We start from the raw sequence: 25477 nt of genomic DNA, 5'->3' as shown, positions 1-25477 counted from the left end.
CTTAATTTCCTAGGGCGAAAGCCGGTCAATCACCCAGGCGTCGTTTTCTTTCCGGTACAGCACCCGGTCGTGCAGGCGGCTGGGACGGCCCTGCCAGAATTCGATGCGGTCGGGGAGCAGCAAAAAACCGCCCCAGTGCGGGGGGCGCGGCACGGCCTGGTTTTCAAACTGCTGTTCGAGTTGCCGTTGCCGGTTTTCCAGAACCGCCCGGTTTTCAACCACTTCGCTCTGGTGGGACACCCAGGCCCCGATCTGACTGCCGCGCGGGCGGCTCTGAAAATACCGGTCGGATTCTTCGGCCGACAATTTCTGAATGGTTCCTTCCAGACGAATCTGGCGTTCGAGTTCCGGGTAAAAAAACGTGAGCGCGGCAAGCGGATGGGCCGCCAGCTCGGTGCCTTTGCGGCTCTGGTAGTTGGTAAAAAACGAAAAACCGGTTTCGTCGAATCCTTTCAGTAAAACAATCCGGCCCGAGGGCCGACCGTCGGCGCCGACCGTAGCCAGGTGCATGGCGTTGGGTTCGGGCACGCCCGCACTCAGGGCTTCGCTAAACCAACGTTGAAATTGAGCGAACGGATTTACGGAAACATCCGAGGGGTCTAAACCGTTTAGGGTGTACTCTTTTCGTAGTTCAGCCAGTGATGTGTGCATGTGTTGGTGGTTTCGAACCGTTGGGTACAAGGCAAAAAAATAATAATCCGCTTTTTTTCGTATTTTTGCAAAAGTAACGATTCCCAAAAATCGTATGGCGAGCGAAGAGCAAGAATTAACTGAACGCAAGGATCAGAATCCGGAATCTCCGCAGGAGGTTAAAGCGGATACTGAGCCGACTGATGCGGTAGAATCAAGCGAAGGACCGGCTGGTGAACTGGAACCAGGCGAAGCGTCGGCTGAACAAACCGGTGCGGAGAATACGGAACCCGTTTCGGAAACACAACCGGAAGAATCGCCCGTTGGTTCGGACGAAACCGCTCAGGAACCTTCTGCTGTGGCAGCGGAAGAAACGACATCCGTTACTGAGCCGGATTCGCAGCCTGATGCTGAAACGGAGTCGGAACCCGAAACGTCGGTTTCGACCGAAACAGCGGTGGAGAAAGTGGCCGCCGAAGAAGAACCCGTAACGGCTGAAGCGCCCGAATTGCCAGAGGCCCCGGCGGAAGAACCGGTGGTGGAACCAACGGCTTCGGTCGAACTGCACGATGACCCTTCCGAAGCGTCGGAGCATGAGTTGGACGATGTGGCCCCGGCTGCGGATTACAGCCAGCTTTCCAAAGCGGAACTGGTTGCTTTGCTCGACAAACAGTTGACTTCCCTGAAAACCGATGCGGTTTCGGCCGCGGATTACCGGCGGGCCGATGAGGTTCTGAAAGAAGTACGTCCGTTGTTCGATCAATCGAAAGCAGCAGAGCGGGCCGAAGCTCTACAACGTTACGTCCAGGAAACCGGGTCGGAGGAAGGGTTTGAATACAAGCAGGATGAAGTCGTAAGCCGGTTTGAGAGTCTGTACAAGCAGATCAAGGACCAGAAAAACCACTACTTCCAGCAGCTCGAAAAAGCCAAGGATTCAAATTTCAGCGTAAAAACCGACTTGTTGCGTCGCTTGCGGGAACTGGTGGAAGCCGACGAAAGCAACGCGGGTGATCCGAAAGCCAGCTGGAACGGTTTCAAGCAGGTGCAGGATGAGTGGAAGGCTGCGGGTAACGTTTCGTCACCCCACAATGCCACGCTTTGGGCTACCTACCACGCACTCGTCGACCGTTATTACAGCAACCGGAATATATATTTTGAACTCAAAGAACTCGATCGGAAAAAGAACCAGACGCTGAAAACCGAACTTTGTGAGAAGGTGGAAGCGCTGGTCCAGGCCAACGAAGGAAATCCGGTAACCAAAACCGTGATTGACGAGGCCAACGCACTTTTCGAGGAATATAAGCACATTGGTCCGGCGCCCAAAACGGAGCAGGAAGCCCTGTGGCAACGCTTCAAACAAGCCCTGGATACCTTGTATGACCGCCGTCGCGGGCAAAACGAGGAGATCCGCAAGGAGGGAGCGCAGTTATACGAAGAAAAATCGAAACTGTACGAAGAACTGGTGCCGTTTACGTCGTTTACGTCGAACAGCATCAACGACTGGAATGAGAAAACCCGCGAGGTCATGACGATTCAGGATCGCTGGAACGGCATTCGCGGGCCCATGCCCCGGGAGGAAGGCAAAGAACTGAGCAAGAAGTTCTGGGCGGCACTGAAGCAGTTTTTCCACCACAAAGGCGAGTTCTTTAAACAACTGGAAAGCAAGCGGGAGCAAAACCTGAAGGCCAAAACCCAGTTGTGCGAAGAGGTTGAAGGCATTCTGGAATCCGGCGAAGAGTCGGCCGAAACTACTCAGAAAGTCATTGAACTGCAACGCCAGTGGAAGACGATCGGGCAGGTTCCCGAGAAATTTAAGGACTCGATTTTTGAGCGCTTTAAAGCAGCCTGTGACGGATTTTTCAACAAGAAACGTTCGCGGAATCAGGAAGTTGAGCGGGAGTTCGAGGGAAATCTGGCGAAGAAAATCGCGCTCTGCGAACGCATTGAAACCACCGCCACGAGCGGAAACGCGGATCTGGCGCAATTGAACGATTTCAAAAAAGAGTGGTCGCAGATTGGTTACGTGCCGAAGAAAGACATGCAGTCGATTCAGAAGCGCTACATCAACGCGGTCAACACCTTTGTGGGGGCGAATGGCAAAATTTCTTCGAAAGAGAAAGAGCGGCTGACCCTGGAAAATGAAGCCGAGATGATTCGTGAAACCGGCTCGTCGCGGGATCTGTATAAGAAGGAAGGCGATATCCGCCGGAAAATGACGACGCTGGAGAATGATATTGCGGTGTATAATAACAACATCGAGTTCTTCAGTCGGTCGAAGGGGGCCGACAAGCTGCGGGCCGATATCGACAAAAAAATACAGGTGGCTCAGAAGCAGTTGGATGATTTGAAACACCAGCTGAAAGTTATTCGCGAAGCCCAGTAAGGTAGCTAAATGGCATTGATCGGGAAAATAAAGGTTGCTTTGTTTGACCGGAAACGCAAAATTGCTATTTTTGCACCAGATTTAACGAAAGCTAAATCGGATTGCCTCCATAGCTCAGCTGGTAGAGCAACTGACTTGTAATCAGTAGGTCGTTGGTTCGATCCCGACTGGGGGCTCTTCAAAATCAAGCACTTATGAGAAATCGTAAGTGCTTTTTTGTTATGGTTGCAAGTTGTATTGCAACACATTTTTAAACGACAAGTTTTTACTAATCATTAGGTAATTGGTATTTGGGGCAAAACTATGCTGAGAATAGTAGAATTAAAAACTGTAAATCTCACAATGATCCACCCCAAAATTCTATCTGAAACCTTAATATGACTTACAGGTAAAACCAGCAAAAGACCTTACATTGGCATCTAAATGACCTATTGGGCATCTTGTCCCACCTTTGGTTCCACTTCCAAACTGCCCCGTCCCCGATGGTGACAACGTCGCAACTCAGCGACAGCTTCAAATAAGTTACTTCAGCCGTAGGCTTGGCGGTAAAAAAGGGCTGGAAGATTTTGGCTTTAACCGAGTCGGGCATCCCAGTCCATTATTTTTTACTCAGATATTTACTTTTCCGTTCGCCCGGTGAGTGCTGGCCAGCACTGTCAGGTGGTAATCTGCTGGTGCCGTTTCTGCTTCTTTTGAACGACGTAGGAAGTGTTGCTATATAAATTCAGCAGTACTTTACCGATATCCTGCGCGATCACCTCAACCATGCTCAGTTGCGTACCGAAGTGGGTGACTAATTAGTGGTGAAGTCTTTTTCCCTGGCCCGAAAGCCATGATTGACCAGTTTCAAGTAATCACTGGTTAGGGTATTTAAATCGGTAGCTTGCCGCTTTCCAGTAGAGGAAAGCCTATTTTTCCGGTTACCTTTAACCATGCTGACATCACGTCTGCCGTGGAGGCAAATTTTCTTCAGGTTTCTGGCCAGTTCGCTGGATATCGCCTGTACCTCTTTCATTCGCCCGGCGGAGGCTACTTCTCTTACCACTTCGGTCTATTCGCCACTCACAACCGTAAAATTGTTGACGAAATTCAACGGGTTTTAAATCTCATGGGCGATTCTTGCTTCCAGTTCTTCTAAACAAGCTAATTTTCTTTTTGGATCAGTTGAGGTGGGGAGGCTATGAGTGTCACTGTGCGGGCTTCGACTTGCTGTTCAACGTGTTGGTAGCAGGATGAAGGCCGACGCGTTTACACATACCTCAGCTAATACTTCTTTTATAGGAAATTGCGGGAAACAGCAGTAGAGGCATCAGGGCCGTTGCAATGGCGACACCCGGAATCACATTTGTCGCTTTGGCGCGCAGCGATCCGGCGACAATGCCGGTCATGCCGCAAAAATGGCTATAAAGGCATCCCAGACGTCCGGCGAAGTGCGGGCTAGCAGTTCGTATTGCATACTTTGCAGCGGATGAATCAGAAAAATAAATCGTGGAGGTCAGTAAACTGATGGAAACGGCGATGGTTAAGTTTTCAGGGTACTTTCGATCATCACCAGGATGTTAATCCCTATCCCCAGTTAAATGCCTAAAAGGTCCCTAACAGGGTGAGATTAGCAGACCCCGATAACTACGACTGTCAAGTTAATGGTCAAACCAATCGACGCAATGAAAATAGCCAAAATAAGTGTCCACAGATTGATTCCTCTGAATTCGATTCCCCGGCTGATCGAATGAATCACGCCCGCTTCGTCTTCTTCGTCTTCTTCCAAGCTAAAACGGTCACGAAGAAACTGGCCTAGACGGATAAGCGTATCGAGTCGCTTTGAGGATGGGAATTGGGGGGTGTCTAAAATCAGGGGCCAATAATTAGGAGCAACCAGTGTTTAGCGCTGGTTTTAATGGAAAGTTAACGTATTCTTGTACACAACTCGTGTTCTTTTATGGACTTATTTACCCTCGTCACTCTGCTTCTGGTCGGGTCGGCTTTGTTTGCTTACCTCAACACGCGTTTCCTTAAACTACCTGATGCCATCGGCATCATGGTCGTTTCGCTCGGCTTCTCGGCCCTGCTCATTGCAGCTAACGCCGTTGTACCCTCCAGCTTTGCGCTAGTTAAGCAGACGGTTAGTCAGATTGATTTTTATGAGGTACTCTTCAACGTGATGCTGTGTTTTCTGCTGTTTGCAGGGGCTTTTCATACCGATACAAAGCTATTACGGGTGGAACGGCGGTCGGTTATGTTATTTGCTTTAGTCGGAGTTTTGCTCAGTACTTTTCTGGTCGGAACGTTTCTATACTACGGAGCCAAATGGCTGGGCCTTGACTTCCCGTATACGCTCTGTTTGCTGTTTGGGGCTTTAATTTCACCCACCGATCCGATTGCGGTCCTGGGTATTTTGGCGAAGTTTTCCCTGCCTGAAAATGTTAAAATCAATATAGTTGGCGAGTCGCTTTTTAATGACGGCGTCGGGGTGGTGATTTTTGCCACGCTCTATCAGGTGGCTTTGAATGGCCAGGCCGAATTACAACCGGGCCCGGTAGTGGTATTCTTTTTGCAAGAAGCGGGTGGTGGGGTTTTGTTTGGCATTGCGCTGGGCTATGGTCTGTTTCGGTTGCTGCGCTCGATTAACCACTACCAAACCGAAGTGCTGCTAACCGTCGCTGGGGTGATGGGAGGTTACTGGCTGGCTCAGCGACTCCACATTTCGGGACCGCTGGCCATGGTCGTGGCCGGTTTGTTTGTGGGTGGGTACGCCCGGGGAAAAGCCATGAGCCATATCACCGAAGAGTATGTGGATAAATTCTGGGAATTATTAGATGGGATCCTTAACGCCCTTTTGTTTGTCCTTATCGGCGTTGAATTGCTGGTCATTGATTTTCAATCCCGTTACTGGCCTATTTGTCTGCTTACAATTGCCATTGTTTTACTGGCAAGGTATCTGTCTATTCTGATTCCCTTCACGCTGGCCCGGCGCTGGCTCGATTTGGACAGTAAAGCTCCTCTGATGTTGACTTGGGGCGGTCTGCGAGGTGGTCTTTCGATTGCCATGGCCCTCTCAATTGATAAGGCCATTCCTCAGAAAGATTTGCTTGTGACGATAACGTACGCCGTGGTTCTTTTTTCGGTCATCGGGCAAGGCCTGAGTATGGAGCGCTTAATTCGAAAACTGTATCCCTAACCGTTGCATAGTGCCGCTGCCGGTAGTCTGCTGTGCTTTGCTTATAAATTGTTGCGGCCTGCAACGCAGAGAGCCCATTATTTAGTAGTTAATACGACTGGCCCGTCCGGATACGGAATGTCGGTATTGTCTTCGGCCGTAATGAAAATTTGGTCCGGATTAGTGACGGTGGTCGTACTCAAGTCGGCTTGTAAGGCCTTGCCGGATGGAGTCAACTGACCTAATTTTTTAATCGAGTTCTCTTTGGATTCCATCCAGACCAGGTAGGTTTTTTTTGCCGGACTCAGGTTTTTGGGGTCTGCCAGATTTCGAACGTTCACTTTGACAATGTAGTTTTTGTTCTTGTCTTTTTTTACGTTGATGGCTCCCGTAGCGGCCGGCGCAACCGAGGATGTGCGGAACGTCATTTTAGAGGAACAGGAATTCAAAATAAGCAGGGTTAATAACCCCATCAACATACTGCGGAAGATTTTCATAATGATTTGATTTGCCTACCTGAAGAACGGTGAAGCTGGCTGCAATGTTTAAGATTTAAAAGAAGGGACCGTTGCGGTTTTCAACCAGCTTTGGATACTGATCTACACCCATGCTTCGAAGCTTACGTTGAGCTTCCTTCATTTAACAATCATTCTTGCGCCCGGCGTTAACCAATGATACGAGGTATCTAGGGCGCATCTGGTGAACGCCTAACTGCTCATTAGACGGTTTTTAAAGCAAGCGGATGTAGGAAAGACCAACTATTGACTAAGGAACAATTCGAATTTTTTTCAGTGCAAAACCGAGTTGATAAAATCTAAACCGCTTCAGCTGACTGAGCGGGTGGGTAGTACCAGGTTTCCAGAAGTTTTTTGTATAAAGCATGCACATTTTCTTTTTCATAAGCAGTGCTCAGGGTCTGGTCAGCGTACGCCAGGAGTAGATCGGCCTGCTTTTTTAAGACGGCCCGGCGTTCTTCGCCGGAAACCGCATCGTTCACCAGCTTGAGTGCCTGCAGTAACCGGCGAAAAACGGCATAATTTCCCTTGGCATTGATGCGCGGAAGATCAAATGCCAGTTGCATGTACTGATCAAAATCCATACTTCTAAGTAACACCCGAAGATGCCGGCCATCGGAACGAATCCGGGCCGGAAAATTGCGTCGGGCCAGCAATTCGCCAATGGCTCCTAGGTAGTCGATCGCCATAATAGCCGTGGTGGTATCATTAATACCGGGTGAAAGCGCCTTGAGGGCAATGTCTACCAATTGCTGAATACCAAAGGCAACATCCTGTTCGATGTTGCGGTGCCGCCCGATACTGACAAAATCCATTAGTTCATCCGGCCAGTCCGCTTGCGCAGGATCCGGGCGTTCCATGCCGCTTCGTATACTGAAGAGCACGGTTCCTTCGCCCACAAACGCTCCCATATCTTTTTCCATACGCAGCACAACCCGCTGATTAATAGCCCATTTCAACAGGCCATCTGTGTTGATCAATTGCAGGTAGCCCGACTTCTGGGCTTTGACTGGATACCAACCCATCTGTTCGTCGGCATAGTGGAGAGCGGCTTCGGCTTTTTGGGGGTCATCAACCGGTTCGCCAAATCGTTCGGGAAACAGCACATCAATTGCTTTTCGGGATTCCTGATAGATCCGTTGCACGATTGTGCCGGTTTGAAGCGATTCAGCGATGTGATGGATAAAAAAAATTAAGGCGGCTACTCCTCCGAGCGCCATTATCAGCCCTACCAGGACCGCCGTAGCGGGTACAAACTTGCCCTCGTCGGTACTCCTGATGGTTCCTAATACCAGCAGACAATAAGCAAATACGCCCACAAAATAGCCCATGATAAATTGGTTAATGCGGTCGCGCATAAAGTTCCGCAGCACCCGGGGGGAGTACTGGCTGCTCACCTGGGTAATGGTCGACAGGGTAAGCGAAAAAGCCAGGGCCGCCACCGTTAGCATGGAACTGGCAATGGCCGACAACACACCTCGGGCTCCATCGGCTCCATTGCCAAAAAGCAGCGGAAACCGTTTGGCTCCCTGCCAGTTGGTGGTTGCGTCAACTTCCACCAATCCATAGGCCAGCCCAAAGGAAAAAAGGACCATTGCTCCCGGTACAAACCAAAGGGATTCCTGTAATTGTTGCCAGGACTGACGCAGATGGGTATTCATAGTAGTCTTTTTACTCCTAACGCTTTTAGCCGGCAGTTGATTGGTTATCTTACAGAAGGGTCGGAAAGCAGACCAGAATACCCAGACTCTGTTTTATAAAAGCTTATCAGGAAAAGGCGGGGAATCCTGTTACCATTGAGCGAGAACTTCCAGAAGGTCGCTTCCTTAGCCAGGGAACCTACCAGCACCAGGTCGGTTATACCGAAAATGAGCCGCTAAAATCAGTTGATCCCATTTTCCCGGAAGGCGCATCTTCCAGACCAAACTGGCCCGGTTTTTTCTACGGCATTGCCCGTTCTGAATCAAATGCAAAATTCAACAATCCGACCAGCTCGATCCAGCTTTGCCAGGTTCACGCTTTTTTCACCCTTAACCCGAAACGCCAGCCCAGGGCCTTGATTTGATCCCTGAGCTACGATAGCGATTTAGTGAGTCAGGGAATAAAGCGCTAAGTAACTCAACGCGCCGGCCAGATAGCCCATCAATGCCAGGCCGCTGATCTTGCGCAGGTACCAGCCGAATTCCAGCTTCTCCATGCCCATTACGGCCACGCCGGCCGCTGATCCAATCACCAGCAAGCTACCGCCCGTTCCGGCACTGTAGGCTAAAAACTCCCAGAGTTTAGCATCCGGCGGATACGTCTGTAAATCATACATCCCCATTGCAGCTGCGACAATGGGTACATTATCAACAACGGCCGAAGCTACACCTATAATCAAAACGATCACATCCAGATTACCAATGCTCTCGTCCAAATCAATGGCCAAACTCTTTAAAACTTCGGTTGCATCCAAAGTACCCACTGCTAACAGAATACCCAAGAAGAATAGAATACTGGGAATATCCACTTTGCTCAGGGCGTAGGCCACCGTATAACGCTTGCGGTCCTGCTCGTCTTTATCCGCATGAATGACCTCGGAGACAACCCATACCACGCCCAGGGCCAGCATCATGGCCATATAAGGAGGCAGGTGGGTCAAGGTCTTAAAAACCGGAACCAGAATAATTGCGGTTAATCCCGTAGCAAACATATGGCGCCGATCGCGCCGTTGCTGGGGTGTAATGTAGGGCCGACTTAAATAATTTTTATCTGTTCTTTCGTCTAATTCTTTGACGGGTTTGATAAAGAAGCTCAACCAGGTAAGCGGCACCAGGAGACAAATCAGGCTGGGCAGGACTAATTGCCCCATAATATTAGCGGTCGTAACCTGCCCGCCGATCCACAGCATCGTCGTCGTCACATCACCAATGGGCGACCAAGCCCCGCCCGCGTTGGAGGCAATAATGATCATCCCGGCCATTAATCGACGTTGCTCAGCATCGCGCACCAGATTGCGGGTAACCGAAACCATGACAATGGCGGAAGCCAGATTGTCCAGTACCGATGATAGTACAAACGTTAAACCGCTAATTAACCATAACAGGGTGCGGGGATTGCGACTGGCGATCCGGTCGGTCATGATGGTAAAGCCCCCGTGAACATCAATAAGCTCGACAATGGTCATGGCACCCAGCAGAAAAAAAAGAATTTGGGCAATCTCGGCTAAGTGGTGGCTGAGTTGACCCAGCACCGCTTCAGTGTCCTGGGCCGAAAGGATGTAGAGTGTCCAGCACAACACGCCGGTGATTAAGGCGGTGGCCGTTTTGTTAATTCGAATCGGATGCTCCAGGGTAATGAGGGCATAGCCGAGTATAAAAACGATAATAATATAGGGGGTCATAGTGCACTAAGAAAGGGAGTGATTGCGGTAGAACCAGGGCATGGTCCAAGCGCTTTCCGTTAAAGATCGAACAAAAGCATTGGCGAACGCTGGGGTGAGTTGGGCAAATTGGCAAAAAAATCTCAGGGATGCAGACCGACCCGATTAGAAATTTATTAGATTCCCGCCGATCATGCCCCTTCCCCGAAGCCTTTTGCACGAAGTGCCAGCCGAAGGATGTCTATTCTGTGAGCGAATTGCTCGGCATGACTGGCTTCAAAAAGTCGTTGCCAGAACGGATGCGGATGGGTGATACCAGCAGTTCGAAACCCTAAGAAAAACGGGTTGATGCCCTCGTCTCCTTGTTGGAGATGGCTTACTTTTATTTCGGAAAATTTACGGGAAAGGGGTGCACACCTCTTTGGGGTGTGATGGATTATCCAAGGCAGGCTTATCCAGTAAGACCGGTTCCTTTGAGAAAATAACATTGCCGATCGACTAGTTATAAAAAACCTACCGGAGAAAGAGTCTCCGGTAGGTTTACGCAACTTACGCTTGATGCTATCTTTACTGCTCATCCGGCTCAGCGGTAGCCAGTAGAGCCAATTCTTTATTATCCGGCAACCAGGTTAATCCCCGCTGGAGCCATTCATTGCGGGCGGTTTCGTCTTTGGTAACCAGTTCATGGTACGAAATCAGGTATTTAAAAGCCAGGGCCAGGTCTTTCTGATACCGCTTCCGCTCCTCTTCTTTGTCCGTAATCATGGAGATGAACTGCTCAAAATACGGTTTTGCTTTCCCCTTTTGAACGACTTCTTCGGGCAAATAAGCGTAATAATTTGCCTTGGCCCGGTACAATACCGTTGGGGCATAATCGGGCGCTCCTTGCTGAGCCAGGGCCAGCGCCGAGTCTGCCTTGGCGAAACGCAGCGTATCCCGCACCAGTTTCCCCAGGCTATCGCGCTGGAAACCCAGTGTATAGTTACTCATTCCATAACGAAACAGGTCCTGCATATCGGCCTTAAATCCGTACCGGGCCGCCGAATCCAGGGAAGCCACCGCCTGGGGATGTTTTTTAGTCCGGTAATAATACTTGGCAATATCACTGTAGAGGTTCTCCGTGGTGTCATACGGAGCCGCTTTCTGCAGATAGGCGATACCAACCGAATCGTTTATAGCCTTCAGTGAATCATTGCCCGGAACGTCTAACCCCAAATGGGCCCGGCCCAAATATTTGTAGTCATCGGGCATAACTTTGTCCGGTGCTTTTTCTAGAAAAGCGGTAATGTTCTCTATGGCTTTTTGTGGTTCTTCCAACGACGAAAAGGCCCAGCCTTTAATCCGGTAAATGATCGGATTAGCACCTATTTCAGTCCGGCTGCTGTCGATGATGGTGATCGCTTTCTGATAATTTTTGGCCAAAAAGTGAAACTGCGCCTGACGGAGAAGATTTTCAGGCCGCCGATCCAGCGTAACCTGAACGTATTGATCCATGTACCCGGCGGCCTCTTTGTACCGGTTAACCAAAAAATACAACTCGGCTAACTGGCCGTACGCGGGTGCGTACTTTTCATTGGCAGCAATAGCTTTCTTGTAGTTTTCCACGGCCAAAGTCAGGTTTCTTCCCTGCCAGTAAATATCGCCCATGCGCTGATAAACCCGGGCTGGTTCCATTCCTAATTCGAGGGCATTTTCATACCGTGAAACGGCCGTGCCGGCATCTTTACGGAGGTAATGGGCATCACCCAGGGCTAATTGGATGGCGGCATTTTTTTTATCGCGTTCAGCCGCCCGGTTTAGGTACTCCAGCGCTTTTGTAGGATCTGCGGTTTTATACCGGGTCTTGATCGTTCCATTCCCCGGTGTTAAATACCCGGTATAGGCTTCGCCGATCCGGAATAATAGGTCGGCGTTTTTTCCTTTGCTTTTCTTGATTACCTGCGCTAGTTGAGTTTCGGCAGCCGCTACATTTCCTTCAGCAAGCTGCGAGATGGCCATACCCGCTTCGTTCAGCGGCACTCGTTTTGGGTCCATTGGGACGCCTTTCTCAAACCAAACCCGGGCCGAGTCGGGTTGGCCTGCCCGCAGGTAACCGTAGCCGGCGTCAAAATAAGCCTGCATGGATGGACTCTGCTCAGCGTTGCGCCGTAGTACTTGGGTGGCGGCCTCGTAGCGGCCTAAATTTAGTAGCGATGCTGCATCCGCAGTCGGAGACTGGGCCAAAGCAGCTGGAGACCATATTGATCCCGTCCATCCAAGCAGCACTAAAACAATATGATGAGTTTTCATATAGGTTGGAGTTTGTAAAAGACTGGTTAGTTTCTGTGCAATAGTCGCTCAGAAAAATGCAATTTAACCCCGACTTATAAGAGCTAGCTTAAGGAAATCTTAGAATTGCCTTAGAAGCGCTACTTCATACATCTTATTGAAGAATTTGAAGGCTGATTAAGGGAGAAGAATTGGTGTTCTGGATTAATTCAGGAAAATAACCGCCTTAAATTTGCCTTGTGGTCGCCTTGAAGGCGGTTTTATAATAGGCATACTATGTACTCTGACATCCTAAAGCTGGATTAAAGTGTTATTTGCAAAAGACACTTTAAAACCTAGGCTGCCATGTTCCGGAAGGTTTCTCGATACGCTCAGGTATTAGCCTGGATTGATCGCCATCTCATCCACCCGCTTTACACCGAACGCGTTCGTCGGCTGATTCTGCAGAGTTTGCCTTTTTGGGTGGCCTCTGTCGTGACGGGATTAGCCGCCGTCGGTTACGAAAAACTATTTGCCTGGGCGGAACGTGTTAGCTTTACCTGGCTGACCCGCGAGCCGTTACTGGCTTTTATTTTGACGCCAATTTCTTTTTTGGTAGCCTGGGGCCTGGTCCATAAGCTGGCGCCCGCAGCCCGCGGCAGTGGCATCCCCCAGGTTATGGCCGGTATTGAACTTTCCAGTCCGAAAAACCACGGGCATACCGCTTACCTGCTCAGTATCCGAGTGGCGCTGGTCAAAGTCCTGAGCAGTGGCGTATTGTTACTGGGAGGAGGGGTGATCGGTCGGGAAGGGCCCACCATTCAGATTTCGGCAGCGATCTTTCGGGCCATCAATCGGCTGCAACCCGAAGGATGGCCCCAGTTATCCCGGCAGATTGCCCTGATCACGGGCGGAGCAGCCGGGCTGGCGGCAGCTTTCAACACTCCTCTGGGCGGTATCGTATTCGTGGTGGAGGAACTCACGCAAACGCACATTACCCGTTTTCGCACCGCCGTGTTTACGGCAGTGATCATTGCCGGTATTACAGCGCAGGCTATATTAGGGCCTTACTTGTATTTAGGATTTCCCAAAGTACGTGCTACCACTGGTTTGATTTTAGGAGTGATTGGGGGGATCGCCATAGTGTGCGGCCTGGCCGGTGCGCTTTTGGCCAAATGTTTACTGTGGGTAAATGCGTACCGTCAGCGGTTTGGCAGCCAAGCAGGACAGATCGGGTGGGTACTCGGTTGCGGTTTTCTACTGGCGGGAATTGCCTTTTGGCTGGGTACCGATGCCATTGGAACGGGTAAGCCCATCATAAACCGGCTCTTGTTTGAAAATAATTCCGTCACACCGGGCTATCTTTTTCCCGTTCGGTTTGCTGGAATGGTCTTGAGTTATTGCAGTGGTGGAGCAGGTGGCATATTTGCCACCTCACTCAGTGCAGGGGCAATTTTAGGGGAAGGTCTTTGTCAGCTGATTCCTGTTGATCCTGCCGATAAGAATTTACTCATTCTGGTGAGTATGGTCAGCTTTCTAACCGGCGTAGTTCGATCACCCTTCACGGCCGCCATTTTAGTGCTGGAAATGACGGATCGGCATTCGGCGATTTTTCAGTTGCTGCTGGGTGGACTGGCGGCTCAGGGGGCAGCATCCTTGATTGACCGAAATTCTTTTTATGAACATTTAAAAACAGGGTTTGTGCGGGAAGCTATAGTCCAATCGACGGCTGCCCGTTTGGCAAAAGCTAAAAAGGGTGGGGATAACCCGAATCGGGCGGAATCTTAAACGCTACTGGTCAGGAGCTGGGGGCCAGTCTATCCGGGGAAAACGATGCCGGGAAAGACCCCGGTTTGCCGCGCGAATGAATGGCCGGACCTGGAAAAGTTAGGGCTTAAGATGCGAACGACCAGTTAACGGACGGCTGATCCGATGAAAATAGTGAAAGACGATCAACCGTCACCCGTCAGAAAACCGCCCCACTTGTGGCAGCGGTTTCTTCATTCGTAGTGTCCCCGGAGCAGGATTGAGGATCGAGCCGGTATCTCATATCGACTTCCTCCAGGAATGAGGAGCTGACCTGGTTTGATCTGTCCCTGCCCGGTGTCGACGAGTAATTCCCAGCTGGCAAAAACCGTCTGGGGGAGATGAAAAGAAAGTTCTTCCCAATAGGCATTCAGTAGCCAAAGCAGTAACTCGGGTTTATCATCTTGCCTTCCAATGAGAGAACCATCCTTGTCGTGTTCGTTTACCTTTGCTCCATCCATGAGTAGTCCAAGGCACCGCGTATGCGGATTGTCAAAATCGGCCGGGGTCATCGGTAACCCGTCCGTACGCAGCCAGACCATTTCATCTGCGTGGTAAAATTTACGACGATGCAGCAACGGGACCTGCTGCCGAAGGGCGATCAGTTGGGTGGTGAACTCAAACAAGGCCTGCTGCCGCTCGTTCCACTGCCAGTTCATCCAACTGATCGGATTGTCCTGACAGTAAGCATTGTTGTTGCCCCGTTGGGTGCGACCCACCTCATCGCCCATCAGCAACATGGGCACTCCCTGACTGAGCAGCAACGTTGTCAGGAAATTACGCACTTGACGCTCCCGCAGGGCAAGAATCGCCGGATCGTCAGTGGGCCCTTCCACACCGTGGTTCCAGCTCAGGTTATGATTGTGACCATCGCGGTTATCTTCGCCATTGGCCTGATTGTGTTTGTGGTTATAGCTCACCAGATCGTGCAGGGTAAAGCCATCGTGGGCCGTCACCAGATTGATGCTGTGTACGGGCGAGCGCCCATCGTTGCCATACAGGTCCGGGCTCCCCAGCAACCGGTAGGTCATTTCATGGGCATTACCTTCATCGCCTTTCCAAAACGCCCGCACGCAGTCGCGGAACTTGCCGTTCCATTCCGCCCAGCGAACCGGAAAATGACCGACCTGGTAGGCCTGAATATCCCAGGGTTCGGCAATCAGTTTAACCCGGGCCAGAATGGGATCCTGCGCCACAGTATCTAAAAAAGAAGATACCCGGCCCGCTTCGGCCTCATCACGGGCCAGGGCCGTGGCCAGATCAAATCGAAAGCCATCCACGTGCATCTCGCTCACCCAGTACCGCAGGCTGTCCATCACCCATTGCAAAACCCGGGGATGGGTCAAATCAAGCGTATTGCCCGTGCCCGTGTAATCCCGGTAATATTCCGGTTGCGACTCAACCTGCCGGTAGTACGTTCGGCTGTCGATTCCCTTAAACATCAGGGTGGGACCAAAGCGGTTTCCCTCGGCGGTGTGATTATACACTACATCCAAAATCACCTCAAGGCCCGCTTGGTGGAGGGCTTTCACCATTTGCTTAAATTCGGTAACCTGCTCCCCCCGCATCCCCCCGGAAGCGTAGCCATTATGGGGAGCAAAAAAACCGATGGAATTGTAGCCCCAGTAGCTTTCGCCCGTAAACTGGTGGACCGGCATCAGCTCAATGGCCGTAACGCCCAGTTTTTTTAAGTGGGCAATGCTCTCAGGATGGGCTAAAGCCGCGTAGGATCCCCGAATCTGATCAGGAATGGCCGGGTTTTGCTCGGTGAAACCTTTGACGTGAAGTTCATAAATGACGGACTTGTGGAAGGGGATAGTTGGTGGCGCGTCGTCCTGCCAATCGAAAGCCGGATCAATAACTACGCTTTTTGGGGCCACCGGGCCACTATCCATAAAGTTGGGCGTCAGATACCGGTTGTCAGCCAAGCTGGTAAAATCGTATCCTAAATAGGTGTTGTCATGCTCAATGGGTGCGTGAATCGCTCGGGCATACGGATCCAGCAATAATTTAGCGGTGTTGAAATAATGTCCACTGGTCGGGTCGTGCGGCCCCTCAACGCGGTAGCCGTACAACTGTCCGGGTTTAACACCTTCCACATAAATATGCCAAATCAGCTCAGTCCGTTCAACGAGGGGAATCCGATGGATTTCCTGCCGGGGATTATCAAAATCATAGAGGCAAAGAAAAACCGCCGTAGCATTTTCGCTGAAGAGGGCAAAGTTGACCCCTTTACCATCAAAATGGGCTCCTCGGGGATAATTCATGCCCGGTCTGGTCTTGATGGTGTTTTCGGTTTCGGGGCGGGAAATGCTGGCGTTCATAATTTTCAAAATGTTGTAGATAGGAGTGGACGAATCGTTGTATTTTCCCTTTCTTAGTACAAGAATATACACCTTAACTACCATTCTTCCGGTTTTGTGTAAACTGAGCTTAATTATTGCGCCCACTTCGGTTCTACCCTTAACCTTTGGAGAGGAATCTTAAAGCCTTTTCCTAAATTAGATTGCCACCACTTGCTGAGTCTCTAGAGGATACCGGGCGGCCAGCTTCGATAAACTGCCGGAGGGTTCTCATTGGCGCTCCATCCTGGGCGATTGAGTTCGGTCGTCAAGTATAAAAAAAGCCTCTCATTGTTCCGCGTTTCCTAAATATAATCGACTAATCGTACAGACCCGACTATCGTCCAGTAAGCCGGATGGGGAGGTTCATAAAATGACCTTGGCTCTGAAAAGTGGACATTGAAAAATAAAGGAAGCGGACAAATTTTGTATTTCGTACCTTAACCATAAAGGCAATTGGCATGAAAAAGGCCCGCGGTGGCAGGCCGAAAATTCACCGAGGTCCAGTGGGGTGGCCCATGCCATTGTGTTTGCCTTCAAACAAGAGAAACGGGGGTAGCCATTGCGAAAGTATGCCCTAAAATGGATTTAGTGAGGTTATGGCACGGGCCGCCCCGCCACTACATTAGGAACCGGTGCGCCGGAGTGGAAGAAATATGGTGGATTTGGCATTTCCGAACTCCGGCGCTTACGCTAATTAGCCTGCCAGCTTAATAGGGGCTAAAAGGATTCCTTAAAATTATTAGGCCGGAATACTATCCGCCAATGCTATTTTTGAACGAAGATTTCATCAGCTGAATTATTTCTAAATTTTCGAATAGGTAGCCAGAGTTTAAGTACAACATCTTGACTTTGGTGAAGAACCCCGACCGAATAATTGATGAATCATGAATTACAAACTGGTCATTTTTGATTTCGACGGCACACTGGCGGACTCCTTTCCGTATTTTCTGAAGACCCTGAACATCCTGGCGGAAACGTACCATTTCCGGCGTGTCAATCCCGAAGACGTGGATGAACTGCGGGGCATGCATGTCCGTCAGATGATGAAACTGGCCGGCATGCCAGCCTGGAAAATGCCGTTTGTGGCTAATTCCTTTATCAAAATGATGACCCGGGACATTGATCAGATCAAGCTGTTCGACGGTATTTCTGAATTGTTGCAGCAGTTGTCGGCTCAGGGAGTGCAACTGGCCATTGTGAGCTCCAACTCTGAGGAGAACATCCGGCGGGTGCTGGGCGCGCAAAATGCCGCCCTGATCTCATATTATGGATGCGGCACCTCGGTTTTTGGCAAACGGGCGAAATTTCGGAAACTCATTCAGAAAACCGGTTTTCGATCCGCCGATATCCTGTGTGTCGGCGACGAAATCCGGGACATTGAAGCCGCCCAGGCGGAAGCACTGGCCTTCGGGGCCGTTGCCTGGGGCTACACGCGGGTCGATGCCCTGCAAGCGCACCCCGGTATTGTTCTTTTTCAGACGGTTAATGACATTATCCGGCGCGTTCTTTCCGACAGTCAGCCGACGCGCGGATAGGCGTTTAAAAAACCAGTTGCGCAACCAACCGCATCCGGTTTCAAAACCGCTAGGGATTAAGTTCGGTATAGGTCAGGCTGGGAATGGACATATTCTCGGAAGCGCTTAGGAGCAGCCTGGTCATCACCGACTCCGGAAAAAAAATCGCCGTCATCGCCGTCAGCCCGTTGTCGGCAAACAATTCCACCGAAGCCACATCAATCAGCAAAGTCATAGACAGACTGGCTTCGGGCGAAAGGCGCGGGGCCGTGAGCCGTTTGCCGAAACCGGGCTCAAACCCGGTTTTTCCCGCGCGGCTACGGTCAATGTAGAACCTGTTGGCCGCTTTTTCGTAACCAATCACAAGCTCATTTTCCTGCTGGTTGCTGAGGACAATGGCAAAATCACGGTCGGCGGGTGCCGTCAATTCCAGCTTCCATAAACCGGTTTTATTTTTGAGCGGCACTTCCACCGGGAGCCGAGCCTGAATGCTCAGGTTTTGCAGCGAAATCCGTTGGCCATTCAGCGTATCCAGTTCGGAAACGGGCGTTGACGTCAAAAACAACTGCCGGTTTTTTTCGGTCAGACCCAGCTCACGTGGAACGGTAGCAGCCCCACGCCAGAGCGTTGTGGGCACCTGATTGGCGTATTGCCAGTTGTTCATCCAGCCCATCAGGATCGTTCGCTCGCCGGTATTGGCAAAGGTCACACCGGCATAATTATCCGGTCCGTCATCCAGCCACCGGATATCAGCCGAATCCGGCGTAAACGTCTTTCCGTCAAAATCACCCACAAAATACTGCGTAGCCGAACCGCCGTTGGGCCCGCCGGGATTAATGCTGACCAGCAGTACCCAGACCTCCCGGCCACCGTGCCGGAACGGCAGCAGATCCGGACATTCCCAAACGCCCCCGTGCGCGCCCCGATCGCTGCCAAATTCGCTTTCCATCGACCAGGATTTCAGGTCGGGGGAGGAGTAAAACGCAATTCGATCTTTGACCGCCAGCGCCATTACCCATTTTTGGTGCGGTTCGTACCAGCGCACTTTCGGGTCGCGAAAATCGGCGATTCCCGGATTGGGCAAAACCGGGTTGCCCGCGTATTTCGTCCACGTTTTGCCTTCGTCCAGGCTGTAAGCCAGACTCTGGTATTGATGCCGATCCGATTTCATTTCTTCCAGTTTTGGGTGGTGGTGCGTAAAAATGGCTACCAGCGGAACCTGCCCGTTCTGACCAAAACCGCTCGTGTTGTTCGCATCCACCACCGCACTGCCCGAAAAAATCCAACCCAGCTCGTCCGGGAACAGCGCGACGGGTAGTTCCTGCCACAGAACCAGATCCTGGCTGGTGGCGTGTCCCCAGTGCATGGGCCCCCAGGTGGTGCCATGGGGGTGATACTGAAAAAACAGGTGATACGTTCCATTAAAGAAAACCAGCCCGTTGGGGTCGTTCATCCACTGGGCCTGGGGTGAAAAATGAAAGCGCGGACGGTAGGGTTCAAAAACCGGGTGGGAATGTTCCATGAAGGGTGAAGATTAAGCTCCGAAGAGCCAGCGGTTTACTACGGTAAAAACGGACGCATAAGGATAGGAATTCTGCTTGAAAGTTGAAAGGCCAGGCCGAAATTCGCCAGAATGAACGGGAAATTGCCTACATTGGCCGCGCGTCGCCCGGGAGACCGGCGGCCGACCGACATCCTCAATTTTACTCCATTTATCCATGAGAAAATTATTCGTCATCGGATTCTTCGCCCTTCTGTCCAGCATCGACCACGCTGGTCTGGCGCAGTCCATCAATCTGAAACCGGTCTGGGAAAGCGATTCCACCCTTCGGACCCCCGAATGTGTCCTGTTCGATCCCGGAAAAAATGTGTTGTACGTCGCCTGCATCAATGGCGGCCCGTCCCTGGAGAACAAAGGCAGCTACCTGGCCAAAGTAGGTCTGGATGGCAAGGTGATCCAACTCAAATTTACCGAGAACCTCAATTCCACGAAAGGAATGGGCATTCTGGGCAACAAGTTGTATGTAACCGAGATGCAGCAGGTGGCGGAAATCGACCTCGCAACGGGCAAAATCCTGAACCGCTATCCCGTTGAAGGCGCCAAGTTCCTCAATGACATTGCCGTTGATCCGAAGAAAGGGCTGGTGTACATTACCGATTCGGGCGACAGCAAAGTCTGGGTACTGGATCAGGGCAAAACCAGTCTGGTGCTGGCCGGCGCTCCGCTGAAAGGCCCCAATGGCCTGCTTTTTGAAAATGATCAGGTGTTGATCGGTAACGGCGACGGCTCGCTGCTGACCCTGAATCCGGCGACGAAACAACTTGGCACCGTCGCCAAAGGCATGGGCGGTATTGACGGCATTGTCGCCCTGGGCAACAAGCAGTACGTGGTGACCGAGTGGGGCGGGAAAGTCTGGCACATCAAACCGGATGGCTCCACCGAATTGAAAATGGATACGTCCAAAGAAAAGATCAACTCGGCCGATATTGGTTACAATCCAAAAACCAAGATGCTGTTCGTTCCAACGTTTTTCCACAATTCCGTCAAGGCGTATTCGCTAAAATAGGAATCCGGAAGCTGTTGAAATTAAAGGAAATTCTAGCTGTAAACCGGGTCGGCAGAGCGATGATGAACTCCACCTGTAAACGTGCCGGAGTGAAAAAAACTTTTACATTACGAGTTCATCATTATTTATTTAGAATTGCATTTTTAAATCTCGTGCACCCGGTCGTAGCGGTTTAGGTTTGTTTCTTCCGCCGAAGGTTGGAACAGGTTGGATGATTCTTTTTTCGGGTCTCGAATACCGCTGAACCGTTAAAAAATGCAGTCACGTTGAGTCCGAATGCATTTCCTATTCTGGCAGGCGTCCGGAAAAGGTAAAATCAGGGCGGTTTTTGGGTGCTTTCTTTCCGAATCGGGCCAGTACAAAAAAAGCACCGCGTTGACGCGGTGCTTTTTTTGGAGTTAACAGGAAGGCATTTTGGTCTCCCGGAGATATAAGGGGAGGAGAAGGCAGTACTATTACAGCGTCAGCCGCTGGCCGTCTTTCAGCAAAACCGCCTGAAGTTTGGGATAGGGCACCTTCTGAACGGTTGTCTTACCCTGAATGGCCAGCACGGCAGCGGTGGCGGCTGATTGCCCCAGAATCATGAAAACCGGCTCCATCCGAATCGATCCGTAGGCAATGTGCGAACTTGAGACGCAAACCGGGACCAGCAGGTTCGTGCATTCGCTGGCTTTGGGGATAATCGAGCCGTAAGCAATCGAATACGGTTTGTCGGGATGCACACCGATGTCGCCTTCGTTCTGCACAAAACCGTCTTTTTTCACAAACCGCTGCGAATTGTGCGCGTCCAGCGCGTACGACCCCATACCCACCGGATTCGGGACTACGGTTTTGCCCAGGGCGTCGGCTTCCTTCATCACAAATTCGCCCAGCATCCGGCGCGCTTCCCGGATATACAGCTGGTGAGGCCAGCCGCCATTGTCGGTAAATTCATCTTTCGGCAAGCCCCACTGCTGCATGGCTTCGTGAACATCGGCGGGGATTTTCGGGTCGTTCTGCATAAAGTAAAGCAGCCCTTTCTGGTAGCGTTCGTGGTCGCGGATGATTTCCTTCCGGCGTTCGTAAGTGGCGTCGGGATAATCGTAATTTTTGCCAATGTAATCGGTGCTGAACGGGCCGTGGTTGTTGGTGTCGGTTTTTCGGTTCGGAATCGGGTCGTATTTGTCGAAAGTTTCGCGCCAGCCAGTGGCAAACACCCGGGCCAGCAACTCGTAGCGGGCCGGATCGTAGCCTTCCGGTTTGGGAAATGGCACCCGGTTTTCGGGGTGATTGCTCAGGCACATCCGGAAGCAATACGCCTGGATTTTGTGGTCGCCGGAGCCGTTCGGACCCGGTTCATCGGCCGAGATTTCGGGCAGCAAACCACTCTTGGGATCGTCCGCAATTTTATACGGGCTGACCGGTTTTTTAAAGTAATGGCCGTGCTGAAAAACGCCCACCTGCACGCCGTTGTGCGTTTCGTTGTAAACGCTGTTGGCTTCCCGGCCAACGTGGTAACGAACGCCCGCAGCCGCCATCAAATCCCCTTCGTAGGTCGCGTCGATAAACACTTTGCCTTCGTAAACCGTCCCGCTCAGGGTGCGGAAGGAGCGGATGGCCCCGTTCTGTTTCTGCACACCCTTCGCCGAGCGATCCAGCCATTCGTCCCGATACACGGTCAGCTTGTTTTCCTTCACGAAATCTTCAAAAACCTGCTCAGCCGCGTGGGGTTCAAAAATCCACATCGTCCGGTTGGCCCCGTCGAGGGCCGGTGTGCCCTGGCCTTTGTTGCCGTATTCCGACCGCTTCTGCCCCGTCCAGGATTCGTCTTTTTGGTAGTGCTGGTAAAGCCGTTGGTAAAATTCGCGCGACAAACCACCGATGACCTGTTTGTTGCCCGTATCGGTAAACCCCAGACCGCCCGACGACAAACCGCCCAGGTGTTTGTCGGGACACACGATGAGGACCGATTTGCCCATTTTTTTGACCTGCACGGCCGCCGTTACAGCCGCCGAAGTTCCGCCGTAGATAATCACATCCGCTTTCCGGACGGCGGTGGGTTTGTTGGTTGGATGGAATCCCGAAAAAAGCGCGAGCGTGACGATCAACCCGATCATCGTGGTCCGGTGGAAATTCAATCGGAAAACGGAAAGGAGAGCAAACGGTTTGAAAGAGGTCATACAATCGAAAAATTGCGTTGGGTTTGGCGATAGGATGTACCGCAGTAAAGGCGAAGGAAGGCCGCAGCTACTTTTCGATTTGGGTCATTTCTGTCCTTTGGGGGTTGTTTTTCGAATATAAAAGTGTCGGCGGCCGGTTGCGCCCGTGATCGGGCCGTGAAACCGATTTGCCCAGTCAATAAGGAAGTGCCGCTGGCGTTAAACGGTTTTGCCCGGTAACGGTTAGCAATAGCATGTACCACTAACTCCACAACGTATGTATCGTTCTTTCACTGTAATTTTTTTGCTTCTGGCCGTCTGTAGCGCCTGCCTGAAAGACCACATCGTCGCTCCAATTGACGTAAAACTGGAGAGCTACCCCATTCCGGGTGAGCGGTTTTTTCCGGAAGGCATTGCCTACGACGCGCATCTGGGCGTTTTTTACACCGGCAGCATCGGCAACGGGGATATCGTGCGGGTCAATGTGCAAACCGGGGAAACGAGTTTGTTCGCGTCCGGCGCTGCGCAAAACCGCCCGACCTGCAATGGCCTGAAACTCGATCAGTTGGGGCGGCTGTGGGTGTGCGGAGGCACGCAGAACAAAATTCAGGTGCTGAATCCCGACGGTTCGTTGCTCAAGAACTGGGACCTGACTTCCTTTTCAGCCACCGGTTTTATCAACGACTGTATTCTGGATGAAAACTACGTGTACTTCACGGACTCACAGAACCAGCAGATTTACCGGACCAGCGTGGCTGCGGCCCAGCCCGGCGACATCGAGCGGTGGCTGACGTTCACCAATCAACAGATTCCGTATGTTTCGGGGGTGAACGCCAACGGCATTGAAAAAACCGCCGACGGCAAGTACCTGATCGTGGTGGTGTCCTCATCCGGGAAATTGTACCGGATCGACCGGGCGACGAAAGAGATTGCCGAAATCCAGCTGAATACGCCGGTTCCGGCGGGGGATGGCCTCTGGCTCGAGAACAACAAACTGTACGTGTCGCGGAATGCCGTCAACCAGATTTTTCCGGTGACGCTGAGCAGCGATTATTTGCAGGGTGAAGTGGGCGCCGGTTTTGGTGAAAATCTGCTGTTCAATACCACGATGGCCAAAGCAGGGCCTTATTTCCTGGTTGTAAACGGTCAGTTGAACCGCCGGATGGGCCCAACGCCCCCGGTGCTGCCGTTCACCATTTCGCGGGTAATGATTCCCTAATTTAAAAAAACCGTCTCCCAACCACGGCATTCGTAGTTGGGAGACGGTTTTCAATCCGCGGGTACCGAAATAGGCGGTTTTATTTCGCCGGGTACTGCGTCAGGTTTTTCATCAGATCCAGTTCTGCCGTCGGCACCGGCCAGAATTCGTGCTGCCCTTTCACAAAACCTTTCTTCTTGAGCTTTTCTTCGAGTTGCCCCCAGCGGGCCAGGTCATAAAACCGGTGTCCTTCGTAGACGAGCTCAACCCGGCGCTCGTTCTGGATCAGCGTTCGCAGGCTGGCCTGGGCCGTTTGGGTCAGGGCGGCCAGTCGGGCCCGCGCCCGTACGTCGTTGAGCGGTTTTAGCGCGTCGGCGGAGCGACCCAGTTCGTTGAGGGCTTCCGCCTGATTGAGCAACACCTCCGCATACCGGATAATCGGGTAGTTTACGTCGAAGTTATCCACCTGCGCCATGATTTTTCCTTCGGGCAGAAATTTCCGGACGTTGGCGTTGTTGAAATACTGCGTGCGCATCGGCAGGGTCGGAAACACCTTGGGTCCGTTTCCGTCAACGTCGATGGAGTCGGCGGGGGTGGCCCCGGCAATCAGGACGGATTTCCGGCGAATGTCACCCGGCGCAAACAATTGCTTGGATTCTTCGCTGGGCGTATACCAGTTGGCCCAGCCAATCGTCGGACTCCACATGGCCGCAATTGAATTTTCGGAACCGCCGTCCCAGTAATTCGGCGCGAAGCCCACCGATTGAAAATCCATCAGCGATTCCGGGCTGTTATCGGCTTTGCCGTTGAACATGGAAATGTAGTTGGGAACCAGCCGGTACTGGCCCAGCGCCACCACCTGCTGCGAGGCTTCGGCGGATTCCTGCCATTTTTTCTGGTAGAGGTACACCCGGCCCAGAAAACCCTGCGCGGCCCCCTTCGTAACGCGGCCCACCGGATTGCTGGCGGTCACCGGCAGGTCCGGAATAGCGGCTTTCAGGTCGTCTTCAATCTGCTTGTAAACCGTGGCCTGCGGGCTGCGGGCCAGATCGGCGTATTCGGGCTGCGTGAGCACTTTGGTGAAAAACGGAATGTCGCCGAAGGTGATCGTCAGGTTCCAGTAATACAGCGCCCGCAAAAATTTTGCTTCGGCCAGATACTGCTTTTTCAGCGTCTCGTCCATGTTGACCGGCGGCACTTTTTCCAGAAAGGTGTTGGCCCGGAAAATCCCTTTGTAGGCGTCGTACCAGCGGGCCCGCGAAAACGGATTGTCGGGGAACCAGCGGAAATCACTGGCGTTTTTGAAGTGAAAACCGTAATCGCCGGTATCGCCGGTTTTCTCATCAATATCGTCGGAAGGGCAGCTCCCCAGCACGATAACCGCTTCGCGGTACAGGCCTTTCTGCCCGATGACGTCGTAAACCGCCGTCAGCGATTGCTCTACATCCTTAGCGTCCTTGAAAAAATTGGATTCGGCTACGCCGTTTTTGAATTCCTTGGTGATAAATTCTTCTTTACAGCCGAACACCAGAACGGTGGTCAGCAGGAGCGCGAGTATGCTGTATTTCATGATTTCTTCAGATTTTGAGTTGGTTGTTTTTCAGACAAAGAGCCGG

The 25477-nt window shown here is 51.6% G+C and carries 17 protein-coding genes and 1 tRNA gene; 7 read left to right on the top strand and 11 right to left on the bottom strand.

Going from position 1 to position 25477, the window contains the following annotated elements; translation table 11 throughout:
* Nucleotides 1-9 precede the first annotated feature (9 nt).
* Nucleotides 10-651, bottom strand: coding sequence for a pyridoxamine 5'-phosphate oxidase (gene pdxH, locus ACYVHX_RS12590; protein WP_460671996.1), 642 nt, complete (start codon nt 649-651; stop codon nt 10-12).
* 94 nt (nt 652-745) lie between these two features.
* Here pdxH and ACYVHX_RS12585 point away from each other — a divergent pair, with 94 nt between their 5' ends.
* Nucleotides 746-3013 carry a DUF349 domain-containing protein gene (locus ACYVHX_RS12585; protein WP_460671995.1) on the top strand — a complete coding sequence of 756 codons (2268 nt, stop codon included), beginning with the start codon at nt 746-748 and terminating at the stop codon, nt 3011-3013.
* Nucleotides 3014-3116: 103 nt separating this feature from the next.
* Nucleotides 3117-3189: transfer RNA gene (locus tag ACYVHX_RS12580), tRNA-Thr, on the top strand.
* Between the two features lie 617 nt (nt 3190-3806).
* On the opposite strand, the gene ACYVHX_RS12575 is transcribed toward ACYVHX_RS12580, so the two are convergent.
* Both ACYVHX_RS12575 and ACYVHX_RS12570 read right to left on the bottom strand, forming a co-directional pair.
* Nucleotides 3807-4028: a hypothetical protein gene (locus ACYVHX_RS12575; RefSeq protein ID WP_460671994.1), complete on the bottom strand. Its 222-nt coding sequence runs from the start codon at nt 4026-4028 to the stop codon at nt 3807-3809.
* A 244-nt stretch (nt 4029-4272) separates the two neighbouring features.
* Nucleotides 4273-4500, bottom strand: a complete 228-nt coding sequence (locus ACYVHX_RS12570; protein WP_460672048.1) for a DUF389 domain-containing protein — start codon at nt 4498-4500, stop codon at nt 4273-4275.
* 452 nt (nt 4501-4952) lie between these two features.
* Here ACYVHX_RS12570 and ACYVHX_RS12565 point away from each other — a divergent pair, with 452 nt between their 5' ends.
* Nucleotides 4953-6191, top strand: a complete 1239-nt coding sequence (locus tag ACYVHX_RS12565; protein WP_460671993.1) for a cation:proton antiporter — start codon at nt 4953-4955, stop codon at nt 6189-6191.
* A 77-nt stretch (nt 6192-6268) separates the two neighbouring features.
* Here the strand turns inward: ACYVHX_RS12565 and ACYVHX_RS12560 are convergent, their stop codons facing one another.
* The 4 genes from ACYVHX_RS12560 to ACYVHX_RS12545 all read right to left on the bottom strand — a co-directional run bounded on the left by ACYVHX_RS12560 (nt 6269) and on the right by ACYVHX_RS12545 (nt 12335).
* Nucleotides 6269-6598 (bottom strand): hypothetical protein, encoded by a 330-nt coding sequence (locus ACYVHX_RS12560; protein ID WP_460671992.1) that lies wholly within the window; start codon nt 6596-6598, stop codon nt 6269-6271.
* Between the two features lie 386 nt (nt 6599-6984).
* Nucleotides 6985-8346, bottom strand: a complete 1362-nt coding sequence (locus ACYVHX_RS12555) for a DUF2254 domain-containing protein (protein WP_460671991.1) — start codon at nt 8344-8346, stop codon at nt 6985-6987.
* A 425-nt stretch (nt 8347-8771) separates the two neighbouring features.
* Entirely contained in the window at nt 8772-10067 is a 1296-nt protein-coding gene (gene nhaD, locus ACYVHX_RS12550; RefSeq protein ID WP_460671990.1) for a sodium:proton antiporter NhaD, read from the bottom strand.
* Nucleotides 10068-10613: 546 nt separating this feature from the next.
* Nucleotides 10614-12335, bottom strand: a complete 1722-nt coding sequence (locus ACYVHX_RS12545) for a tetratricopeptide repeat protein (protein WP_460671989.1) — start codon at nt 12333-12335, stop codon at nt 10614-10616.
* Nucleotides 12336-12659: 324 nt separating this feature from the next.
* Between ACYVHX_RS12545 and ACYVHX_RS12540 the strand changes: the two genes are divergently transcribed.
* Nucleotides 12660-14081: a chloride channel protein gene (locus ACYVHX_RS12540; protein ID WP_460671988.1), complete on the top strand. Its 1422-nt coding sequence runs from the start codon at nt 12660-12662 to the stop codon at nt 14079-14081.
* A 212-nt stretch (nt 14082-14293) separates the two neighbouring features.
* Here the strand turns inward: ACYVHX_RS12540 and glgX are convergent, their stop codons facing one another.
* On the bottom strand, nt 14294-16423 hold the full coding sequence (gene glgX / locus ACYVHX_RS12535) for a glycogen debranching protein GlgX (RefSeq protein ID WP_460671987.1): 2130 nt from the start codon (nt 16421-16423) through the stop codon (nt 14294-14296).
* A 905-nt stretch (nt 16424-17328) separates the two neighbouring features.
* On the opposite strand from glgX, the gene ACYVHX_RS12530 reads away from it, so the two are divergent.
* Nucleotides 17329-17979 (top strand): HAD hydrolase-like protein, encoded by a 651-nt coding sequence (locus ACYVHX_RS12530; RefSeq protein WP_460671986.1) that lies wholly within the window; start codon nt 17329-17331, stop codon nt 17977-17979.
* A gap of 49 nt (nt 17980-18028) precedes the next feature.
* Here the strand turns inward: ACYVHX_RS12530 and ACYVHX_RS12525 are convergent, their stop codons facing one another.
* Nucleotides 18029-19480 carry a glycoside hydrolase family 32 protein gene (locus tag ACYVHX_RS12525; protein WP_460671985.1) on the bottom strand — a complete coding sequence of 484 codons (1452 nt, stop codon included), beginning with the start codon at nt 19478-19480 and terminating at the stop codon, nt 18029-18031.
* 196 nt (nt 19481-19676) lie between these two features.
* Here ACYVHX_RS12525 and ACYVHX_RS12520 point away from each other — a divergent pair, with 196 nt between their 5' ends.
* Nucleotides 19677-20525 (top strand): SMP-30/gluconolactonase/LRE family protein, encoded by an 849-nt coding sequence (locus tag ACYVHX_RS12520; protein WP_460671984.1) that lies wholly within the window; start codon nt 19677-19679, stop codon nt 20523-20525.
* A 455-nt stretch (nt 20526-20980) separates the two neighbouring features.
* On the opposite strand, the gene ACYVHX_RS12515 is transcribed toward ACYVHX_RS12520, so the two are convergent.
* On the bottom strand, nt 20981-22621 hold the full coding sequence (locus ACYVHX_RS12515) for an FAD-dependent oxidoreductase (RefSeq protein ID WP_460672047.1): 1641 nt from the start codon (nt 22619-22621) through the stop codon (nt 20981-20983).
* A 319-nt stretch (nt 22622-22940) separates the two neighbouring features.
* On the opposite strand from ACYVHX_RS12515, the gene ACYVHX_RS12510 reads away from it, so the two are divergent.
* The gene (locus tag ACYVHX_RS12510) at nt 22941-23882 is read left to right on the top strand and encodes a Vgb family protein (RefSeq protein WP_460671983.1); all 942 of its coding nucleotides are present in this window, start codon (nt 22941-22943) and stop codon (nt 23880-23882) included.
* A 79-nt stretch (nt 23883-23961) separates the two neighbouring features.
* Here the strand turns inward: ACYVHX_RS12510 and ACYVHX_RS12505 are convergent, their stop codons facing one another.
* Complete coding sequence (locus ACYVHX_RS12505) at nt 23962-25431, bottom strand: RagB/SusD family nutrient uptake outer membrane protein (protein ID WP_460671982.1); 1470 nt, start codon at nt 25429-25431, stop codon at nt 23962-23964.
* Nucleotides 25432-25477 lie beyond the last annotated feature (46 nt).

The organism is Larkinella ripae (assembly GCF_054780775.1).
Note: the sequence above shows the minus strand (reverse complement) of the source record. Positions and strands in the feature narration are given on the sequence as shown.

Coding starts and splice junctions, on each gene's coding strand:
- nhaD (WP_460671990.1), bottom strand. CDS start 10,067: ATGACCCCCTATATTATTATCGTTTTTATACTCGGCTATGCCCTCATT.
- ACYVHX_RS12515 (WP_460672047.1), bottom strand. CDS start 22,621: ATGATCGGGTTGATCGTCACGCTCGCGCTTTTTTCGGGATTCCATCCA.
- ACYVHX_RS12585 (WP_460671995.1), top strand. CDS start 746: ATGGCGAGCGAAGAGCAAGAATTAACTGAACGCAAGGATCAGAATCCG.
- ACYVHX_RS12520 (WP_460671984.1), top strand. CDS start 19,677: ATGAGAAAATTATTCGTCATCGGATTCTTCGCCCTTCTGTCCAGCATC.
- glgX (WP_460671987.1), bottom strand. CDS start 16,423: ATGAACGCCAGCATTTCCCGCCCCGAAACCGAAAACACCATCAAGACC.
- ACYVHX_RS12555 (WP_460671991.1), bottom strand. CDS start 8,346: ATGAATACCCATCTGCGTCAGTCCTGGCAACAATTACAGGAATCCCTT.
- ACYVHX_RS12530 (WP_460671986.1), top strand. CDS start 17,329: ATGAATTACAAACTGGTCATTTTTGATTTCGACGGCACACTGGCGGAC.
- ACYVHX_RS12510 (WP_460671983.1), top strand. CDS start 22,941: ATGTATCGTTCTTTCACTGTAATTTTTTTGCTTCTGGCCGTCTGTAGC.
- ACYVHX_RS12565 (WP_460671993.1), top strand. CDS start 4,953: ATGGACTTATTTACCCTCGTCACTCTGCTTCTGGTCGGGTCGGCTTTG.
- ACYVHX_RS12540 (WP_460671988.1), top strand. CDS start 12,660: ATGTTCCGGAAGGTTTCTCGATACGCTCAGGTATTAGCCTGGATTGAT.
- ACYVHX_RS12575 (WP_460671994.1), bottom strand. CDS start 4,028: ATGAAAGAGGTACAGGCGATATCCAGCGAACTGGCCAGAAACCTGAAG.
- ACYVHX_RS12505 (WP_460671982.1), bottom strand. CDS start 25,431: ATGAAATACAGCATACTCGCGCTCCTGCTGACCACCGTTCTGGTGTTC.
- ACYVHX_RS12560 (WP_460671992.1), bottom strand. CDS start 6,598: ATGACGTTCCGCACATCCTCGGTTGCGCCGGCCGCTACGGGAGCCATC.
- pdxH (WP_460671996.1), bottom strand. CDS start 651: ATGCACACATCACTGGCTGAACTACGAAAAGAGTACACCCTAAACGGT.
- ACYVHX_RS12545 (WP_460671989.1), bottom strand. CDS start 12,335: ATGAAAACTCATCATATTGTTTTAGTGCTGCTTGGATGGACGGGATCA.
- ACYVHX_RS12525 (WP_460671985.1), bottom strand. CDS start 19,480: ATGGAACATTCCCACCCGGTTTTTGAACCCTACCGTCCGCGCTTTCAT.